Origin of the sequence: Hymenobacter convexus, from assembly GCF_030580955.1 — a bacterium.
Taxonomy (GTDB): Bacteria; Bacteroidota; Bacteroidia; order Cytophagales; family Hymenobacteraceae; genus Hymenobacter.
The window spans coordinates 502062-522114 of record NZ_JAUQON010000003.1; the positions used below are offsets into that span (position 1 = coordinate 502062).

A 20053-nucleotide genomic window follows, 5' to 3' on the forward strand; every position below is an offset into this window, starting at 1 on the left:
TCCAGCTGTGCGCAAACCCACCCTTTTTCTCGCCTTACTTGCCACGCTGCCAGCGGCCGCGCAGAAGCCCGCCAAGCCGCTGCCGCCGCCCTCGCCCATCGAGTACAAGGACGGCAAGCTGAGCTATACGCCGGATTCGCTGGGCAATCGGGTGCCGGATTTTTCGTATGCTGGTTACCGGGCGGGCGAGGCAGCCATTCCCACCGCCACCATCAAAGTGACGGTGCCGGTAAAGGCCGGCGATGCCACGGCGCGCATCCAGTCGGCGCTGGATTATGTGGCCGGTTTGCCGATGGGCAAGGACGGGCTGCGTGGAGCAGTACTGCTGGAAAAGGGGATTTACGAGGTGGCCGGCCGGCTGTTTATTCGCGCTTCGGGCGTGGTGCTGCGCGGCAGTGGCATGGGCGACGGCGGCACCGTCGTCATCGGCACGGGCGTGACCCGCGACCACCTGCTGACCATCGGCGGGCGCAACGACCGCAAGTTTGAAACCGCCGTGGCCGTCACCGACAAGTACGTGCCGGTAAATTCTCGCACGCTCAAGTTGGCCAACGCCAGCGCTTTCAAAGTGGGCGACCGGGTGCAGGTGCGGCGTCCCAGCACGGCCGCCTGGGTGCACCGGCTGGGTATGGAAACCTTCGGCGGCGGCCTCTCCGCGCTGGGCTGGAAACCCGGCCAGCGCGACCTCGCCTGGGACCGCCAGGTGGTAGCAGTAGATGCCAACGGCATCACGCTGGACGCGCCTCTTACCACTGCCCTCGACCAAGCCTACGGCGGCGGCACCGTGGTCCGCTACACTTGGCCGGGCCTGATTGCGCAGGCTGGGGTGGAAAATCTGCGACTGGAATCCAGCTTCGACGCGGCCAATCCGAAAGACGAAAACCACCGCTGGGTGGCCGTGGAGCTTGAAAACGTGCAGGATGCCTGGGTGCGGCAGGTGACGTTTCGGCACTTCGCCGGTTCGGCAGTTTTAGCTCAGGCCACGGCGCGGCGTCTGACAGTAGAGGACTGTATTTCGACCGAGCCAGTGTCGGAAATCGGCAACGAAAGGCGTAACACGTTTTACACCCTGGGCTCGCAAACGCTGTTTCAGCGGCTGTACGCCGAGAATGGCTACCACGATTTCGCCCTGGGCTACTGCGCCGCCGGCCCCAATGCCTTCGTGCAGTGCGACGCGGAGCAGGCCCTGAGTTTCAGCGGCGGCGTCGATAGCTGGGCCTCGGGCGTGCTGTTCGACATCATCAAGGAATACGGCCAGGCCCTGCGCTTCGGCAACCGCGAGCAGGACGGGCAAGGCGCCGGCTGGGCCGTGGCCAACAGTGTGTTCTGGCAGTGCACGGCCGCCCGCGTCGACTGCTACCAGCCGCCCACAGCCCAGAACTGGGCCTTCGGCACCTGGGCGCAGTTTGCTGGCAATGGCTACTGGGACCAGTCCAACGAGAACATCAACCCGCGCAGCCTCTACTACGCGCAGTTGCAGGAGCGGCTGGGCGACGCGGCGAAGGCCCGCGCCATCATCCTGCCCGTGCCCACCGAGGCCAGCAGCAGCCCCAAAGTGGCCGTGGCGCAGGAACTGACGCGGCTTTCGGTTAACCCCGCTCCTACCGTGCTTGAGTTGGTGAAAGCCGCGCCGACGCGCCAGCCGATTTCGATTCAAAATACAGCGCCTTCCATTGATAAACTGAAGGTGAAAACGGCCCCGGCACCCACCTACGCAGCCCCGCTGGAGGTGAAGCAGGGCGTACTGATGCGCGGCAACGCCCTCGTGCAGGGGCGCCGCCAGGAGGTGCCGTGGTGGAACGGCAGCGCCCGCCCCTACGGCTTGCTCAACCCGAAACCGCACATCACGCGCTTCGTGCCGGGCCAGATTGGCCGCGGGCTGACCGATGACTTGCAGGAAATGACGGACTCGATGCGGGCCCAAAACGTGGTGGCCCTGCACCACAACTACGGCTTGTGGTACGAGCGCCGGCGCGACGACCACGAGCGCATCCGCCGCATGGATGGCGAGGTGTGGGCGCCGTTCTACGAGTTGCCCTTTGCCCGTAGCGGCAAGGATTTGGCCTGGGACGGCCTCAGCCGCTACGACCTCACCAAGTACAACGCCTGGTACTGGAGCCGCCTGAACCAGTTCGCCGACCTGGCCGACCAAAAAGGCCTCGTGCTGCTCAACCAGCATTATTTCCAGCACAACATCATCGAGGCCGGCGCGCACTACGCCGACTTCCCCTGGCGCCCGGTCAACAACGTGAACAACACCGGCTTCCCGGAGCCCGCGCCCTACGCCGGCGACAAGCGCATCTTCATGGCCGAGCAGTTTTACGACGTGACCGATGCGGTGCGCCGGCCACTGCACCGCGCCTACATCCGCCAGTGCCTCGCCAATTTCAAGGGCCAGACCGGCGTCATTCACCTCATTGGCGCCGAATTCACCGGGCCGCTCACTTTCGTGCAGTTCTGGCTCGACACCATCAAGGAGTGGGAAACCGAAACCGGCCAGCACCCCACCATCGCCCTGAGCACCACCAAAGACGTGCAGGACGCCATTCTGGCCGACGCGGCGCGGGCCAAGGTGGTCGACGTCATCGACATCAACTACTGGCACTACCAGTTCGACGGCAAAACCTATGCCCCGGCCGGCGGCCAGAACCTGGCCCCGCGCCAGCACGCCCGCCTCACGCCGCCCAAGCGCAGCTCGTTCGAGCAGGTGTACCGGGCCGTGCGCGAGTACCGCCAGCAATTCCCCGACAAAGCCGTGCTCTATTCGGCTGATGGCTACGATGCTTTCGGCTGGGCAGTGCTGCTGGCGGGCGGCTCCATGGCCAGCCTGCCCCGCGTGGCCGATGCAGGGTTTGCCTCGGCCATTTCGGACATGAAGCCGGTGGAACTGCCCGGCAAGCCCACCGACCAGTGGGCCATGAGCGACGGCAAAACCGGCCTGCTGCTGTACCGGGATGGCAAGTCGCCGGTGCAGGTGGATTTATCGGGCATGAGCGGCACGTTTGCCGTGCGCCACATCAATCCAAAAACCGGCGCGCTGACTGATTCGAAAGAGACGGTGAAGGGCGGAAAATCCGTCACGTTGAATAGCACGGCGCCGGGCACGGAAGTCATATGGCTGGCGAAGAAATGAAGAAGCACATAGAACCATGTAGAAACGCGACCCTTCGCGTCTCGGCGCTGAACGATGCTATTCGAACGGCGCTAATATCAAGACGCGAAGGGTCGCGTCTCTACATCGTGCTGGCGCTTTTCCTGTCTATCCCCGCCCACGCTACCATCACACTACCGCGCATTCTGGGCCACAACATGGTGCTGCAGCGCGAGAAGCCGCTGCCCATCTGGGGCACGGCCGCGCCGGGCGAGGCCGTGACCGTGCAGTTTGCCGGGCAGCACCCCGGCACGAAAGCCGATGCGTCGGGCAAGTGGCAGGTGACGCTCAAGCCACTCACGGCCTCGGCCACACCGGCGGAGCTGGTAATCTCCGGCAGCAACACCATTCGGCTGCGCAATATTCTAGTGGGGGAAGTTTGGGTGTGCTCGGGCCAGTCGAACATGGAATACACCATGCGTAAAAACAGCAAGGTGACCCGCCCCGACATGCCCGGCCCCAACCCGGTGGACGAGCTGAACGTGGCCCACAACCCCGCCATCCGCATTTTCCTGGTCAACCGCAAGACGCTGGCCCGGCCCGACTCGCTGCACCGCGACTGGGCCGTGGCCCAGGATTCGGCCCTGCGCTCGTTCTCGGCCGCCGCGTATTTCTTCGCCAAAGAGCTGAACAAGCGCCTCAACGTGCCGGTGGGGATGGTAGCCACATCGGTGCCCGGCAGCCGCATCGAACCCTGGATTTCAACGGAGGCTTTTGCCAAAGACTCTGTTTTTGCCAATAAAAAAGTGGACGGCGAACCGGGCAAGTTTTGGGAGCCAATGGTGAAGCCGCTGGTGCCGCTGGCGGTGCGCGGCTTCCTCTGGTACCAGGGCGAGAGCAACTGCTTTCTGGCCGAAACGACGACGTACACCCAGAAAATGCGCACGCTCATCGGCAGTTGGCGCGCGGCCTGGGGCGAAGCCAACCTGCCGTTCTATTACGTGTCGCTGGCCCCGTTCAAGTACTCCGATACCCACGACAAGGTGGTCCTGACGCGGGAGACCCTGCCGCTGTTCCGCGAGGCGCAGGCGGCGGCGCTGCAGGTGCCGCACACGGCCATGATTGAAACCACCGACTTGGCTAACACTGAGGGCGGCATTCACCCCGGCTTCAAGTGGGAAATTGGGCGACGGCTGGCCCTGCTGGCGCTGGCAAATACTTACCATACGCCCGGCGTGGTGGCCGAGGGGCCGGTGTTTCGTAGCATGAAAGTGAAGGGCGCGGTGGCGGCCATTTCTATTGCTTCGGCCGCGCCGCTGGTTAGCAAAGATGGCAAAGCACTGACCGACTTTACCATTGCTGGGCCCGATGGCGTGTTTGTGCCCGCGCAGGCGCGCATTGAGGGCCGGCAGGTGCTGGTATCGGCCCCGGGCGTGGCGCACCCCACCGCCGTGCGCTTCGGCTGGGACGAGGTGGCGCAACCCAACTTGTTTTCGGAGGCCGGACTGCCGGCCCGCCCCTTTCGGACTGATAAGCCTGACTCTTCCGCATCAAAATGAAAGCTGCTGCCCTTTCTCGCCGAGATTTCCTGAAAGCCGGCTCGTTCCTCGCCGGCGGCCTGCTCCTGCCGAATTGGGCCAACGCCTTTGCGCCCACCAAAAAGAAGCTGAGATACAAAGTCGCGGTGGTGGATTTGATGATTCTAAAGCGCCAGAAGCTGGGCGCCCTGCAGCTCACCAAAGACATCGGGGCCGACGGCGTGGAAATCGATATGGGCGGCCTGGGCCAGCGCGAAACCTTCGACAACCAGCTCGCCAAGCCCGAAATCCGCCAGCAGTTCATCGATAAGGCCAAGGAGTTGAATCTCGAAATCTGCTCGCTGGCAATGACGGGTTTTTACGCCCAGTCCTTCGCCACGCGCCCCACCTACCAGCGCATGATTCAGGACTGCCTCGACACGATGAAGGCGCTGAACGTGAAAGTGGCTTTCCTGCCACTGGGCACACAGGGCGATTTGAAAAAGAACCCCGAACTACGCCCCGCCATTGTAGAGCGGCTGAAAGTGGTGGGCGAAATGGCGAAGAAAGCGGGCGTGGTCGTCGGCATCGAAACCGCCCTGGATGCCAAGGGCGAAGTGGCGCTGCTGAATGAAATCGGCTCGAAAAACATCCAGATTTACTTCAACTTCTCGAACCCGCTCAAGGAAGGCCGCGACCTGAACGAGGAGCTGCGCATTCTGGGCCGCAAGCGCATCTGCCAGATGCACGCCACCGACGAGGACGGCGTGTGGCTGCAAAACAATACCCGCCTCGACATGAACAAGGTGAAGCAGACCCTGGCCGACATGGGCTGGGAAGGCTGGCTGGTCATCGAACGCTCGCGCGACGCCGCCGACCCGCGCAACGTGAAGAAGAATTTCGGGGCCAACACGGCCTATCTGAAGTCGGTTTTTCAGAGCTGATGTAGCGCGGACTTTCAGTCCGCGAATTCACTTTTAGCCAACTACTCGCGGACTAAAAGTCCGCGCTACACCTGATGGAACGCATCACCGCTACCTACTATATCGAAACCCCCTTTCGTCCCGAAGACGCGGCGGCCGTGCTGGCGGGCGAGCAGTCGTCGGGCACCTTTGTGGCCGTGCCGGGCGAAACGGCTGAACTCAAGCAGCGCTTTGCCGCCCGCGTAGAATCGGTGGAGGCGCTGGAGCCGGTGCGGGAGCCGGCCATTCCGGGCGCCACGAGCAGCAGCGGGCTGTACCATCGGGCGCGGGTGCGGGTGTCGTGGTCGGTAGAGAATTTTGGGTACAACCTGCCGCTGCTGGTGTCTACGCTGCAAGGAAATCTGTACGAAATCCGGCAGTTTACGGGGCTGAAGCTGATGGACATTAACGTACCGGCTTCGTATGCCCAGCACTTCGCCGGGCCGGCGTTTGGCGTGGCGGGCTGCCGCGCGCTGGCCGGCGTGCAAGGCCGGCCGCTTATTGGCACCATCATCAAGCCCAGCATCGGCCTCACGCCGGAGCAAACCGCGAGCCTGGTGGGCACGCTGGCCGAAGCCGGCATCGACTTCGTGAAGGACGACGAGCTGCAAATGGCCGCCGCCAATTCGCCCTTCGAGGCCCGCGTCGATGCCGTGATGGCCGTCATCAACCGCCACGCCGACCGCACGGGCAAAAAGGTGATGTACGCCTTCAACCTCAGCGGGGAAATGGACGAGATGCTGCGCCGCTACGAGTACGTGGTGCGCGCCGGGGGCACCTGCGCCATGGTGAGCATCAACAGTGTGGGCCTGGCGGGCACCCGCAAAATCTGCGACCAGCGGGCGCTGGCTATCCACGGCCACCGCAACGGCTGGGGCATGCTCACCCGCCATCCTTTATTAGGAATCGATTTCCGAGCCTACCAGAAGCTGTGGCGCCTGGCGGGCGTCGACCAACTGCACGTCAACGGCATTCAGAACAAGTTCTGGGAGTCCGACGACAGCGTGGTGGCATCCATCGAAGCGTGCCAGGCGCCGCTGCTGGGCGGCTACTCGGTACTGCCAGTGGTGTCATCGGGCCAGTGGGGCGGGCAGGCGTTCGAAACCTACCGCCGCACCCGCACCACCGATTTGCTTTACATGGCCGGCGGCGGCATCCTGGCGCACCCCATGGGGCCGGCGGCCGGCGTGCAGGCACTGCAGCAAGCCTGGCAGGGCGCCGTGGACGGCCGCAGCCTGGCCGAAACGGCTGCGCTGCATCCGGAATTCGCGGCGGCCGTTCAAAAGTTCGGGGGCCAATGAGCAGGCCATTACTCCTTGCCTATTACGGCGACGACTTCACCGGGAGCACCGATGCGCTGGAGTTCCTGAGCCGGGCCGGGGCGCGCACAGCCTTGTTCATCGCGCCGCCCACGGCCGCCCAGCTCGCCGCCTACCCCGGCCTGGATGCCATTGGCGTGGCCGGCCTCACCCGCGCCATGCCGCCGGATGCCATGCAAGCGGTTTTGGAACCCGCCTTCGCCGCCCTGCGGGCGCTGGGGCCGCGTCATGTTCATTATAAAGTGTGCTCCACGTTCGATTCTTCGCCCACCATCGGCAGCATTGGGCGGGCCATTGAAACCGGGCGTCGGGTATTTCCAGGCGCCTTTGTGCCGCTGCTGGTAGCCGCGCCGCCGCTGGGCCGCTACTGCGCCTTCGGCAACTTATTCGCGCGGCTGGGCATCGGCAGCGACGGCGGCATTTTCCGCCTCGACCGGCACCCGTCGATGAGCCAGCATCCCACTACTCCGGCCGACGAAAGCGACCTGCGCCGGCATCTGGCCCGCCAGACCAGCCTCCAAACCGGCCTGCTCGACATCCTGCAAATCACCCGCCCGCTGGCTGAAATACGGGCGGCGCTGGCCGGGCAGGCAAGCAGCGGTGCCGAAATCATGTTATTCGATGCACTTTATCCGGACCAGCTGCTGGGCATCGGGGCGGCTATCGATGACTTTGCCACGGCAACAGCGCCGCTATTTTCGGTGGGCTCTTCGGGCATCGAAATGGCGCTGGGCCAGTTTTGGCAGCAAAACGGTGTTCTAACCCCGACGGTGGCGTGGCTTGGCCCCGGTCGCGCAGCCCCGTTGCTGGTGGTGTCGGGCAGCTGCTCGCCCGTCACGGCCGGGCAAATTGCCTGGGCGCAAGCCAACGGGTTTGCAGAGGTAGTACTGAATGCCGAAGCGCTGGCAGCGGGCACCAACACGCCAGAAGCGGTAGCCTCCCATCAGCAGCATGTCGTTGGTTTCCTGCGCGCAGGCCGCAGCGTCATCGTGCACACCAACGGTGCAGGCCAGGCCCCTACCCAAAGCTTACCCGCCGAAACCCTGGGTACCGCCCTGGGCCTGCTTGCCCGCGAAGCCGTGGGGCAAACCGGCATCCGCCGCGTGGTGGTGGCCGGCGGCGACACCTCCAGCTACGCCGCCCGCGCCATGGGCATCGAAGCGGTGGAAATGATAGCGCCTTTTTACCCCGGCGCACCGCTGTGCCGCGCCGCCGCGCCGGGCTCGCCGCTACACGGGGTTGAGGTCAATTTCAAAGGCGGCCAGGTAGGCGCGCCGGAGTATTTCGGCGTGCTGCTTGAAGGGCGGATGCCGACCTGAACGATAATTGAACGTCCTGCTGAGCGCCGTCGAAGCATCTCGGTGCAGCAGTACTTCATCCGATTTCAACGAAGCGGTAGAGACGCTTTGACAAGCTCAACATGACCGTTTCATCAATTCTATACCCCACCCAACTCATCATGCTACCCAAAACCCTCGCCCTTATTCACACTTCCGCCATTATGGTGCCTGTGTTCCAGCAGCTGTGCGCTGAGCACCTGCCCGGCGTGCAGGTATTCAACATTGTCGATGACAGCTTGGTAAAAACCATAACCCGCGAGGGCGAGCTGACGCCCGCCGTGGCCCGGCGCGTGGTCGGCTACGTGAATTCGGCCGAAGCCGGCGGGGCCGACTATGTGCTGGTCACCTGCTCGTCCATCGGCGCGGCGGTGGAGCAGGCGGCGGGCCTGAGCAGCGTGCCCGTACTGCGCGTCGACCAGCCCATGGCTGACCAGGCCGTACAAATCGGCCGGCGCATCGGCGTCATCGCCACGCTGCCCACCACCCTCGGCCCCACCGCCGACCTGGTGCAGCGCCGCGCCGCCCGCGCCGGCAAAGCCATTGAGCTAACCTCCGTGCTTTGCGAGGGCGCCTTTGAGGCCCTGATGAACGGCAACGGCGCCAGGCACGATGCCATTGTGGCCGCCGCCCTCAAGGAACTGGTTGCCAAAGTGGATGTCGTGGTGCTGGCCCAGGCCTCCATGGCGCGGGTAGTTGATGCGCTGGCGCCGGCCGACCGCGTGGTGCCTATTCTGGCCAGCCCCGGCATTGCCATTCAGCATTTAGCCACCGAACTGGTATAGCTCACTACCGCTTTCGCCACTCCTCACTTTCGTCATATCCCCGCGATGAATCGACTTTTTCAGCTTTGTCTGGTGCTGGCCGGCCTGGCGGTTGTTGCGTTGGTAATTGGCATCAGCCAACACCAAGCGGCACTGTGGCAGCCGGCGGCAGTAGCCGCCGCCGTGGCCGTGGCCCTGGGCCTGAAAGCGGTGCCGGCCTTGCGCAGCTACCAATATACGGCCTGGATTGTGGTGGCCGTGGTGGCCGGCATGGTCTATCCGGATGCTTTCAAGCAGTGGGGCGGCGTGGACCTGCGCCACAAGTGGCTGATACTGGTGGTAGTGCAGCTGGTGATGTTCGGCATGGGCATTCAGATGAGCATCCGGGACTTCTCCGGGCTGGCCAGCACTGGCAAGGGCGTGGTTATTGGCCTGCTGTGCCACTTTTCGGTGATGCCGCTCATGGGCCTGCTGCTCACCAAAGTGTTTCACTTCGAGCCCGAAATTGCGGCCGGCATCGTCCTCATCGGCTCCTGCTCCAGCGGGCTGGCCTCGAACGTGATGGTGTACCTGGCGCGCGCCAACATGGTGCTATCGGTGGTCATCACGGCCATGGCTACGCTGGCGGCCCCCTTTCTCACTCCCTTATTACTGAAGCTGCTGGCCGGCACGCTCATTGAAGTAAAATTTGTGAGCATGATGATGGAAATCATCAAAATTGTGCTGGTGCCTATCATGGCCGCCCTGCTGCATGACTACCTCAAAACCGCCCCGGCGCGGGGCCGGCGCACGGTGGGCCTGGTGGCCGGCGCGGGCGTGCTGTGGCTGGCGGCGCTGCCGCTGGGGCTGTGGGCGGCCTTGGCGCAACGCCTGCCGAGCCCCGAAGCCGGGCAGACGCTGGAAATTTTCAGTTTCCTGGTAGCGGCCGTGGTTGTGGGCGTGCTTTATCATCAATTGGCTAAAAACTTGCCCAAAATCGATGGAGTGATGCCTTACTTATCGATGGGCGGCATCATCTATTTCACGGCCGTGACCACGGCGGCGGGCCACGACAACCTGCTACGGGTGGGCTTCCTGCTGTTTCTGGCGTCGGTGCTGCACAATGCGGCGGGGTATTTTTTCGGTTATTGGCTCAGCCGGCTGTTTGGGCTCGATGTAAACTCGGCCCGCACGGTGGCCTTCGAAGTAGGGCTGCAGAACGGCGGCATGGCCTCGGGCCTGGCCGGCAGCATGGGCAAGCTGGGCACCGTGGGGCTGCCCGCCGCCGTGTTCAGCCCGTGGATGAATATTTCGGGCTCCATTCTGGCCAACTACTGGCGCAAGCGGCCAGTGATAGCGCCGGCTGAAGCGCCCGAAATGCTATATAGTGTAGCGCATTTGCCGGAAGCTTAAGCCGCTTTGGACTTCGATTATACAATATCGCACTAAAAGGCCGGGAACGATTGCGTGGCATTTTCCGGCCATTTGGGCACTTTTAAGGTACTGGCTATGTATCGGGGTCGGGCCTCATAAACCGCATTTGCAATAAGCTGAGCGGGTTTTATAGCCCGTAATTCAATGGGCTTAATCAAAACTTCATACTCATGATAATATCGTACAATAAGTTAGTTAAAAGTTACAGTACTGGCCTCAAAAACACGGATAACTTGCTACTATTCTAGCACTATCCGTGAAACATGAATAAATCATTGCGAGGCCTGTTTTTGCTAGGTCTTCTCTCCACAACTGCCCTCTCTCAGGCCTCGGCCCAGGCGGCCGCGCCAGCCGAAACCAAAGAAGCCGCCTACACGCGGACCATTACGGAGCGGGCCGCCAAAATTGTGGGCAAGATTGACGGATTGAAGGCGAAGGACTCGGTGCAGGTGCGCGACCTCATTGCCGACCAATACCGCGCCCTCAACGACATCTACGAGCAGCAGAAAACGCGCAAGGCCGCCCTCAAAGCCCAGCCCCAGACCGACGCCACCAAGGCCGAGCTGGCTAAACTGGAAACCGAAACCACCGCCGCCCTCGACAAGCTGCACCCGCAGTACCTGCGCAAGCTGAGCCGCCGCCTCACGCCCGCCCAAATCGACCAGGTGAAGGACGGCATGACCTACGGCGTGCTGCCCATCACGATGACGGCCTACAACGACATGCTGCCCAACCTCACGCCCGAGCAGCGCACCCAGATGCTGGCCTGGCTCACGGAGGCCCGCGAGCACGCCATGGACGGCGGCACCTCGGAGCAGAAGCACGCCTGGTTTGGCAAGTACAAGGGCCGCATCAACAACTACCTCTCGGCCGCCGGCATCGACATGAACCAGGCCGGCAAAGACTGGCAGGCCCGCATCGCGGCCCGCAAAGCAGCTGGCAATCAATAATATTCAATACACCCTTTTTCTCAGTTTAACCCACCAAACTGTTATGGCCCACTCATTACCCAAATCATTGCCGCTCTCGGCAGTGGCCCCGCGGCTAGCCTGCGCGCTCCTGATGGGCGGCACGCTGCTAGCCGCTAATCCGGCCCTGGCCGCCGTGGCCGGCCCGCCCGTCAACCCCAAGGCGCCCAAGTCATCGAAAGGCGTTAAGGTGGGCTTCACGGGCATTGTGAAGGACGCCAAAGGCAACCCGCTGCCGGGCGTGACGGTGCTCATCAAGGGCACCAAGACGGGCACCAGTTCGGGCCCGGACGGTTCCTTTCACTTCAACCTGCCCACCGGCAATGAAACGCTGATTTTCAGCTTTATTGGCTTTAAGAGCCAGGAAGTGGCGGTGAATGGCCGCACCACGCTGGAAGTGGCCCTCGAAGACGACAATGCCGCGCTGGAAGAAGTGGTGGTGGTGGGCTACGGCACCCAAACCCGTGCCACCATGACCGGGGCCGTGGCCGTGGTCGACATGCAGAAAATTCAGGATTTGCCGGTGGGAAGCCTCTCCACGGCCCTGCAGGGGCAGCTGCCGGGCGTGGGCGTGAGCGGCGGCACGGGCCGCCCCGGCGACCCGGGTGCCATCACGGTGCGCAACCCCATCATTCTGTCGAAGGACGGCGGCACGCTGCGCCCCTTGTTCGTCATCGACGGCGTGGTGCGGACGGAGGACGACTTCAACGTGCTTGACCAGTCGGAAGTGGAATCCATATCGGTGCTGAAAGACGCGGCGGCGGCCATTTACGGCGCCCGCGGCGCCCAGGGCGTGGTGCTGGTGGCCACGCGGCGCGGCCAGCTGGGCGCGCCCAAGTTCAGCTACAGCGGCTCAGTGGGCTCCACCGATGCTGTGATGCTGCCCAAGATGATGAATGCGGTGCAGCAGGCCACTTACCTGAACGACGTAAACCGCGCAAACAACGTGGCTTCCACCAACGCGGCCTATTACGCGCCGGACGAGCTGGACTACTTCGCCAACAACAACACCGACTGGCTGCGCACGGCCTGGAAACCCGCTACCGTGACGCGCCACGCCCTGAACATGAGCGGCGGCACCGACCGGGTGACCTACTTCGCCGGCGTGAGCTACAACTACCAGAACGCCAACTTCGACAACATCAACGCCAACAAGTGGACCTACCGGGCCAGCACCGACGTGAAGGTGGCCCGCGGCCTGAAGGTGGCCCTGTCGGTGAGCGGCGACTTGTCGCAGAAGCGCATGTACTACCTCAAGCAGGGGGGTGAAAACGTGGAAAACGACATGAAGAGCCTGCTTTACACGCCGCAGTGGGTACCCACGTACGTGAACGGCCTGCCGACGCTGCTGACCAACGCCAGCAACGCCAACCTGAACTCGGTGGACGCCTTCCACTTCTTCGAGGTGCAGAACTCGGACAACTACACCTCGACCCGCAACACGGGCCTGAACGTGACGGCCAGCGCCGACTACGAGTTGCCGTTCCTCAAGGGCCTGAAAGCGCGGGTGTTGTTCAGCAAAACCATGGACAACGGCTTCGGCAAGCAGTACGGCACGAAGTACAATGTGTACCGCCTGACCATGCTGGGCACCAACAAGCACATTTACGGCGGCAACGTGAGCGGCGCCCCCATTGTGCTGAACAACGGCGACCGGGTGCGCCTCAACCCCACCACCTTCGACAGCTACCAGCTGAACGGCTACCTCACGTATGACCGGCAGTTTGGCAAGCACCACGTGGCGGCCATTGGCTTCTTCGAGCAGTCGGAAACGGCGATTGACGGCGTGGCCGCCATGGCCGAAGGCGCCATCATTGCCACCGACGTGCCCAACCTCGACTACCAGAACTTTGCCACCGGTGCCCAAACCACCACGGAAACCGCCAGCGAGGCCGGTACCCTCTCCTACGCCGGGCGCTTCAACTACGACTACGACGGCAAGTACCTGCTCGAAACCACGCTGCGCTACGACGCTTCGACCAACTTCGCGCCGGAGTACCGCTGGGGCCTGTTCCCGTCGGTATCGGTGGGCTGGGTGATGTCGCAGGAGCCGTTCTTTAAAGACAACGTGAACTTCGTGAACCTGCTGAAGCTGCGCGCCTCGCTGGGCTTCCTGGGCGGCGACGCCACCAAGCCCTTCAACTGGCAAACGAGCTACGGCCTGAAAACCGGCCAGGGCGCCGTGTTCGGCGGCAACGGCGACCGTTCGCTGGTGTTTGCGGCCAACAACGCGCTGGCCAACCGCGCCGCCCGCTGGGACGACGACACCAAGTACAACGCCGGCATCGACGCGGCGTTCCTGGGCAACCGCCTCTCGCTGACCGTGGACGGCTTCTACGACCACCGCTACAACATGCTCACGGCGCTGGTGAACTCGGCCCCGCTGGTGATTGGCGCCGCCCTGCCCTCGGAAAACTACTCATCGGTTGACGGCTTCGGCTACGAAGTGTCGGTGGGCTACGGCGACAAAATCACCAAAGACCTCAGCTTCCGCCTGAACACGTTCTTCTCCTGGAGCGACAACAAGCAGGTGCTGGTGGACGTGAGCCGCGGCCAGCTCGGCCAGTGGGACGACCCGACGGGCCGCTCGACCGACCAGGGCGTGGTGGGCTACAAGTACGTGGGCATGCTGCGCACCCAGGCCGACGTGGACGCCCTGCTCCAGGCCAACCCCAGGTATACCATCTTCGGCTCGGCCCCCAAGCCCGGCATGCTGTACTACGAAGACATCCGCGGCCCCAAGGACGCCTCGGGCAACTACACCGCCCCCGACGGCATCATCACGGACGTAGACCAAACCTACCTGACCCCCAAGGAAAGCAACCACTACGGCATCGGCTTCAACCCCACCATCACCTACAAGTCGCTGAGCATTTCGGCCACGATGGGCATCTCCTGGGGTGGCCAGGCCCAGGTAGAGTCGGCGGCGCGCAAGCTGGGCACCGCCACGTCCAACCGGCCCGAGTTCTGGACCGACCACTGGACGCCGGAAAACACGGGCGCCACGTATCCCGCGCCCGCCTACAACGCCACCTACGACGTGTCCTCCGCGTTCTGGTTCCGCAGCTCGTTCTCGGCCGGCATGCGCAACGCCAACATCTCCTACAGCCTCCCCAGCGCCCTCACCAACCGGGCGGGCATCGGCTCGGTGCGCGTGTTCTTCACGGCCATCAACCCGCTGAACTTCTACAACCCTTACAGCTACAAAACCTATTCGGGCTCCTACGACGCGTACCCCACGCTGCGTTCGCTCTCGCTCGGTTTGAACGTTGGCTTCTAATTCCCACCCCATCCGCAACATGAAACCATTTCATTACATCGCACTCGCCACCATTGCCTCCGCTTTCGGGCTGAGCAGCTGCGAAAAAGTGCTCGATAAGGAGAACCTGGGGCAGTCCACGACGGAGCTTATTTTCAAAGACTCCACGCTGGCCAACCTCAACCTGAGCTTCATCTACAACCAAAACCTGCCGGAGTGGGGCGACCCCATCATTTCGGCCACCCTGAACGCGGGCAACACCACGGCCAGCAACTACAACGTGGCCGGCCTAGCCGACGAGGCGTACGCTGACAACCGCCTGCTGGCCGGCACGCTGCAGCTATCGGACGTGGGCGGCGAGTTTGGCACCGGCCTGAGCGCCACCAACAACTACGGCAAAATCAGGACCATCAACATGTTCCTGAGCAACGTGCAGGTGGGCCCGCTGCCCGCCGGCGCCAAAGGCCGCCTGCGGGGCCAGGCCCAGTTTTTCCGGGCGTGGCGCTACTTCGAGCTGGTGCGGCAATACGGCGGCGTGCCGCTGGTGATGAGCCCGCTCAACGGCGTGGGCCCCGAAGCGCGCGACCTGACCTACCTGCCGCGCGCCAGCACCACCGAAACCTTCGCCGCCATCGTGGCCGACTTGGATTCGGCCATCCAAGTGCTGCCCGGCAAGTGGACGGCTTCCGCCGACTGGGGCCGCATCAACAAAGGCACCGCCGCCGCCCTCAAAGGCCGGGTGCTGGTGTACGCCGCCAGCCCCCAGTTCACCACCACCGACAAGTGGCAGGCCGCCTACGACGCCAACGTGCAGGCCAAAGCCCTGCTCACGGCCAACGGCTACCGCCTGCACACGTCCTTCGACCAGCTCTGGTTTCAGGAAGTGAACAACCCCGAAGCCGTGATGGTGACCAGCTATAACACAGCCACCGGCGACCAGCTGAAGCGCAACAACACCTACGACAACTCGACCCGCCCCGCCGTGAACGGCACCGGCGGTGGCCAGAACCAGCCCACCTGGGAAATGGCGCAAGCCTTCCCCATGCTTGATGGCAAGAAGCGCAGCGAAACGGGCCGCTATACCTACACCGACCAGCTGTTTTACAAAAACCGCGACCCGCGCTTCGACAAAACCATTGCCTACAACGGCGCCACCTGGCCCCTGAACGGCAACACCGGCTACCGCCTCTGGACCTACCTGCGGGGCACCACCACAGTGGAAACCGGCGGCTCGACCAACACCGGCTTCTACTGCCGCAAGGCCATCAACCCCACGGCTTCGCCCAGCGAAGTGCAGTACCTGGGCACCGACTGGATTGAAATCCGCTTTGCCGAAGTGCTGCTGAACCTGGCCGAAAGTGCCTGCGGCGTGAACAAGCTGAGCGAGGCCTACACGGAGCTGAAGGCCATTCGGGCCCGCGCCGGCATCGAGGCGGGCGCCGACCAACTCTACGGCCTAAAAGCCAACATGACCCGGGCCGAGATGTTCGAAGCCGTGCTTTACGAGCGGCAGCTGGAGCTGGCCTTCGAAGGCAAACGCTTCTGGGATTTGCGCCGCTGGCGCAAGATGGAAACCCTCAACAACACGAAGCGCACCGGCCTGACCATTACGCTGAAAACCACTGGCGTTCCCACCGATTTTGCCACCACGCGCGACAACCTGAACCTGGACATGGTGTATACCAACTACTTCACGCTGGCCCCCAAAATCCTGGATACGCGCAACGCCGGGGGCATTGCCTGGCAGTCGAAGTACTACTTCTTCCCCATTCCGCAGGCGGCCATCGACAACAACAACAAGATTCAGCAAAACAAAGACTGGGGCGGCAGCTTCGACCCCATGCTCTAAGGCGTGGCCAGCCCGACTTAACTCCTTACCCCTCAATGCGTCGCTATCCCATCCGGATGGCGGCGCATTGGCATATCTGGTGGTTGACGAAGCCGCAACCATCCGCGCCTCCCCATTCCGCTCATCAAGCTCTTTGCAGCACCTTCACAGCATGTTTAAGTTAACCGGAAAAACGGCCGTTATCACCGGCGGCGGCAGCGGCATCGGCCGGGCCATTGCGCTGCTTTTTGCCCGGCAGGGCGCCGCCGTGCACATCATCGAATTGAACGCCGAAGCGGGCCGGGACGTGGTGGCCGAAATTGAGCAGGCCGGCGGGCAGGCCCGGGTACACGCCGCCGACGTGAGCCAGCAGGCCGCCGTAGTGGCCGTGTTCCAGGCCATTGGCCGGGTCGATGTGCTGGTGAATAACGCCGGTATTGCCCACGTGGGCACCGTCGAAACCACCTCTGAAGCCGATTTTGACCGCGTGTACCAAGTGAACGTGAAGGGCGCCTACAACTGCCTCTTCGCCGCCGTGCCGCTGATGAAAGCGCAGGGCGGCGGCGCCATCGTGAACATGGCCTCCATTGCGGCCCACGTCGGCCTGACGGACCGCCTGGCGTATTCCATGAGCAAGGGCGCCATTTTCGCCATGACGCTCTCGGTGGCGCGCGACTACCTGGGCGCCAACATTCGCTGCAACAGCATCTCGCCGGCCCGCGTGCACACGCCGTTTGTGGACGGCTTCATCGCCAAAAACTACGCCGGCCGGGAAGCCGAAATCTTCGACAAGCTTTCTCAAAGCCAGCCCATTGGCCGCATGGGCCGGCCCGACGAAGTGGCCGCTCTGGCCCTCTACCTGGCCTCGGATGAAGCCGGCTTCGTGACCGGCTGCGATTACCCGCTCGATGGCGGCTTCATCAAGCTGAACACCTAAATGCAGTCTGGTCAGTCAATTGAACGTCATGCTGCGACTGCGCTCAGCATGACGTTCTTTGAATAATTCTCCAACACACCCTAAACCACCTATGAAACTCATCCGCTACGGCCAGCCCGGCCAGGAGAAACCCGGCGTTATCCTCCACGACCAGCACTACGACACCTCCGCGTTTGGGGAGGATTACAACGAAGCGTTTTTTGCAAATGACGGCCTCGCCCGCCTCGCTCAGTTCGTGAAAGAAAACGAAGGCCAACTTCCGCAAATCCCGGCCGGCGAGCGCCTCGGCCCGCCGGTGGCCCGGCCCTCGAAGCTGCTCTGCATTGGCCTGAACTACGCCGACCATGCCCGCGAAACCGGCGCCACGCCCCCGCCCGAACCGGTGCTGTTCATGAAATCGACCACGGCCTACGTGGGGCCATTCGATGACCTCATAATTCCCAAAAACTCGGTAAAAACTGACTGGGAAGTGGAGCTGGCCGTAATCATCGGCAAGAAAGCTTCTTATGTGGAAGAGGCCGACGCCCACGAATGCATTGCCGGCTACGCGCTGCACAACGACGTCTCGGAGCGCGAGTTTCAGCTGGAGCGCAGCGGCACCTGGGACAAGGGCAAGGGCTGCGACACCTTCGCACCGGTGGGCCCGTTTCTGGCCACGCCCGACGAAATCGGCGACGTGGACAACCTGCGCCTCTGGCTCTCGGTGAACGGGCAGATGATGCAGGACGGCACCACCGCCAACCTCATTTTCAAGATTCCCTTCCTGATTTCCTACCTCAGCCAGTTCATGACGCTCCTGCCCGGCGACATCATCTCGACGGGCACGCCGGCCGGCGTGGGCCTGGGCATGAAGCCCCCCGTGTACCTCAAGCCCGGCGACGTGGTGGAACTGGGCATCGACGGCCTCGGCACCTCGCGCCAAACCGTGAAAGCGTATGCCGCGCATTGATTCGCATCAGCATTTCTGGCAATTCGACCCCGAGCGTGACGCCTGGATAACGCCGGTTATGGCCGTTATTCAACGCGACTTTCTGCCGCAGGATTTGGCGCCTATTCTGCAGCAACACGGCCTCGACGGCTGCGTGGCCGTGCAGGCCAGCCAGAGCGAAGCCGAAACCGACTGGCTGCTAAGGCTTGCCGACGCGCACGACTTCATTAATGGCGTGGTGGGCTGGGTCGATTTGCGGGCCGAAAACGTGGTGGAGCGGCTGGCGCACTACGCGCATTTTGAAAAGCTGAAAGGCTTTCGGCACGTGCTGCAAGGCGAAGCCGACCGCGCCCTCATGCTGCGGCCCGAATTCCGGCGCGGGCTGGCGGCCCTTGCCGCCCACGGCTTCACTTACGACTTGCTGGTGCTGCCCGACCAACTGGGCTACGCGGCCGAGTTGGCGCAGGCATTTCCGACGCAGCCCTTTGTGCTCGACCACCTCGCCAAACCGCTCATCAAAGCCGGCGAGCTGGAGCCCTGGCGGCGCGATATTCAAGCCCTCGCCGCGCGTGAAAATGCATGGTGCAAAGTCTCGGGGATGGTAACGGAAGCCGACTGGCAGCGCTGGCAACCGGCCGATTTCCGGCCCTACCTCGACGTCGTATTCGAAGCCTTTGGCCCGGGCCGCGTGCTGTTTGGCTCCGACTGGCCGGTGTGCAATGTGGCCGGCGGCTATAGCCGCATGCACGCCCTGGTGGCCGACTACGTCGCGCAGCTCTCGCCCAACGAGCAAGCCCAGTTCTGGGGTGATAATGCTGCGCGCTTCTACAAGCTGGCCTCCTGATAACTGCTCACTGTTAACTGCTCACTGAAAAAATGGATTTACAGCTTCAGGATAAAGTCATTATTGTAACCGGCGGGGCCAAAGGCATCGGCGAAGGCATTGCGCGGCTGCTGGCTCAGGAGGGCGCCGTGCCGGTCATTGTGGGCCGCAACGAGGCCGACAACCGGCAGACCGTGGCCGCCATTGAGGCCGCCGGTGGCCGGGCCGGGCAGGTGGCCGCCGAGCTGGCCGAGCCCGACGAGTGCGCCCGCGCCGTGCAGGCCGTTATCAGCCAGTTCGGCCGCATCGACGGCTTGGTGAACAACGCCGGCGTGAACGACGGCGTGGGCCTCGAAACCGGCACTTACGAGGGCTTCATGCAAAGCCTGCACCGCAACGTGGTGCACTACTACCTCATGGCCCACCACGCCCTGCCGGAGCTCATCAAGTCGCGCGGCGCCATCGTCAACATCACCTCCAAAACCGCCGAAACCGGCCAGGGCAACACCTCGGCCTACGCTGCCGCCAACGGAGGCCGCAACGCCCTCACCCGCGAGTGGGCCGTGGAGCTGCTCAAATACGGCATTCGGGTGAACGCCGTGATGGTGGCCGAAAGCTGGACGCCGGCCTACGAAACCTGGATTCAGACCCTGCCCAACCCGGAAGAGAAGCTGCGCGAAATCACCAGCAAAATCCCGCTCGGCAACCGCATGACCACCGCCGAGGAGCTGGCCAACACCACGGCCTTCCTCCTCTCCAGCCGCAGCAGCCACACCACCGGCCAAATCGTCCACGTCGACGGCGGCTACGTCCACCTCGACCGCGCCCTGGCCAATGCCTAGTAGCATAGTCAGGAAACGTCAGTCATGCTGAGCGCAGCGAAGGACCTTCTCACGTTTGAACGACT

14 protein-coding genes are annotated in these 20053 nt (G+C 63.2%); all 14 read left to right on the top strand.

Features of this window, described 5'->3' with window-relative positions; all coding sequences use genetic code 11:
• Window positions 1-7 precede the first annotated feature (7 nt).
• Window positions 8-3133 carry a DUF6298 domain-containing protein gene (locus tag Q4S41_RS08710; RefSeq protein WP_305030724.1) on the top strand — a complete coding sequence of 1042 codons (3126 nt, stop codon included), beginning with the start codon at window positions 8-10 and terminating at the stop codon, window positions 3131-3133.
• A gap of 107 nt (window positions 3134-3240) precedes the next feature.
• Window positions 3241-4650: a sialate O-acetylesterase gene (locus tag Q4S41_RS08715; protein ID WP_305030725.1), complete on the top strand. Its 1410-nt coding sequence runs from the start codon at window positions 3241-3243 to the stop codon at window positions 4648-4650.
• Window positions 4647-5552, top strand: coding sequence for a sugar phosphate isomerase/epimerase family protein (locus Q4S41_RS08720; RefSeq protein ID WP_305030726.1), 906 nt, complete (start codon window positions 4647-4649; stop codon window positions 5550-5552). Before Q4S41_RS08715 ends, Q4S41_RS08720 begins: the two co-directional genes overlap by 4 nt.
• A gap of 74 nt (window positions 5553-5626) precedes the next feature.
• The gene (locus Q4S41_RS08725; protein WP_305030727.1) at window positions 5627-6871 is read left to right on the top strand and encodes a ribulose-bisphosphate carboxylase large subunit family protein; all 1245 of its coding nucleotides are present in this window, start codon (window positions 5627-5629) and stop codon (window positions 6869-6871) included.
• Window positions 6868-8208 (top strand): four-carbon acid sugar kinase family protein, encoded by a 1341-nt coding sequence (locus Q4S41_RS08730; protein ID WP_305030728.1) that lies wholly within the window; start codon window positions 6868-6870, stop codon window positions 8206-8208. Before Q4S41_RS08725 ends, Q4S41_RS08730 begins: the two co-directional genes overlap by 4 nt.
• Window positions 8209-8348: 140 nt before the next feature.
• A complete protein-coding gene (locus tag Q4S41_RS08735) occupies window positions 8349-9011 on the top strand; it encodes an aspartate/glutamate racemase family protein (protein WP_305030729.1) in 663 nt (220 codons plus the stop codon).
• 45 nt (window positions 9012-9056) lie between these two features.
• Window positions 9057-10382 (top strand): bile acid:sodium symporter family protein, encoded by a 1326-nt coding sequence (locus tag Q4S41_RS08740; RefSeq protein WP_305030730.1) that lies wholly within the window; start codon window positions 9057-9059, stop codon window positions 10380-10382.
• A 284-nt stretch (window positions 10383-10666) separates the two neighbouring features.
• The gene (locus Q4S41_RS08745; protein WP_305030731.1) at window positions 10667-11353 is read left to right on the top strand and encodes a DUF3826 domain-containing protein; all 687 of its coding nucleotides are present in this window, start codon (window positions 10667-10669) and stop codon (window positions 11351-11353) included.
• Between the two features lie 43 nt (window positions 11354-11396).
• Window positions 11397-14651, top strand: a complete 3255-nt coding sequence (locus tag Q4S41_RS08750) for a SusC/RagA family TonB-linked outer membrane protein (RefSeq protein WP_305030732.1) — start codon at window positions 11397-11399, stop codon at window positions 14649-14651.
• Between the two features lie 19 nt (window positions 14652-14670).
• Window positions 14671-16479: a RagB/SusD family nutrient uptake outer membrane protein gene (locus Q4S41_RS08755; RefSeq protein WP_305030733.1), complete on the top strand. Its 1809-nt coding sequence runs from the start codon at window positions 14671-14673 to the stop codon at window positions 16477-16479.
• A 151-nt stretch (window positions 16480-16630) separates the two neighbouring features.
• On the top strand, window positions 16631-17395 hold the full coding sequence (locus tag Q4S41_RS08760; protein ID WP_305030734.1) for an SDR family NAD(P)-dependent oxidoreductase: 765 nt from the start codon (window positions 16631-16633) through the stop codon (window positions 17393-17395).
• A gap of 91 nt (window positions 17396-17486) precedes the next feature.
• Window positions 17487-18344, top strand: coding sequence for a fumarylacetoacetate hydrolase family protein (locus tag Q4S41_RS08765; protein ID WP_305030735.1), 858 nt, complete (start codon window positions 17487-17489; stop codon window positions 18342-18344).
• Window positions 18331-19167, top strand: coding sequence for an amidohydrolase family protein (locus Q4S41_RS08770; protein ID WP_305030736.1), 837 nt, complete (start codon window positions 18331-18333; stop codon window positions 19165-19167). Before Q4S41_RS08765 ends, Q4S41_RS08770 begins: the two co-directional genes overlap by 14 nt.
• A gap of 32 nt (window positions 19168-19199) precedes the next feature.
• Complete coding sequence (locus tag Q4S41_RS08775) at window positions 19200-19988, top strand: SDR family oxidoreductase (RefSeq protein ID WP_305030737.1); 789 nt, start codon at window positions 19200-19202, stop codon at window positions 19986-19988.
• The last annotated feature ends 65 nt before the right edge of the window (window positions 19989-20053 follow it).

Bases quoted from the DNA above. Each gene is read 5' to 3' on its own strand.
- Q4S41_RS08720 (WP_305030726.1), top strand. From the start codon at position 4,647: ATGAAAGCTGCTGCCCTTTCTCGCCGAGATTTCCTGAAAGCCGGCTCG.
- Q4S41_RS08725 (WP_305030727.1), top strand. From the start codon at position 5,627: ATGGAACGCATCACCGCTACCTACTATATCGAAACCCCCTTTCGTCCC.
- Q4S41_RS08730 (WP_305030728.1), top strand. From the start codon at position 6,868: ATGAGCAGGCCATTACTCCTTGCCTATTACGGCGACGACTTCACCGGG.
- Q4S41_RS08735 (WP_305030729.1), top strand. From the start codon at position 8,349: ATGCTACCCAAAACCCTCGCCCTTATTCACACTTCCGCCATTATGGTG.
- Q4S41_RS08740 (WP_305030730.1), top strand. From the start codon at position 9,057: ATGAATCGACTTTTTCAGCTTTGTCTGGTGCTGGCCGGCCTGGCGGTT.
- Q4S41_RS08745 (WP_305030731.1), top strand. From the start codon at position 10,667: ATGAATAAATCATTGCGAGGCCTGTTTTTGCTAGGTCTTCTCTCCACA.
- Q4S41_RS08750 (WP_305030732.1), top strand. From the start codon at position 11,397: ATGGCCCACTCATTACCCAAATCATTGCCGCTCTCGGCAGTGGCCCCG.
- Q4S41_RS08755 (WP_305030733.1), top strand. From the start codon at position 14,671: ATGAAACCATTTCATTACATCGCACTCGCCACCATTGCCTCCGCTTTC.
- Q4S41_RS08760 (WP_305030734.1), top strand. From the start codon at position 16,631: ATGTTTAAGTTAACCGGAAAAACGGCCGTTATCACCGGCGGCGGCAGC.
- Q4S41_RS08765 (WP_305030735.1), top strand. From the start codon at position 17,487: ATGAAACTCATCCGCTACGGCCAGCCCGGCCAGGAGAAACCCGGCGTT.
- Q4S41_RS08770 (WP_305030736.1), top strand. From the start codon at position 18,331: ATGCCGCGCATTGATTCGCATCAGCATTTCTGGCAATTCGACCCCGAG.
- Q4S41_RS08775 (WP_305030737.1), top strand. From the start codon at position 19,200: ATGGATTTACAGCTTCAGGATAAAGTCATTATTGTAACCGGCGGGGCC.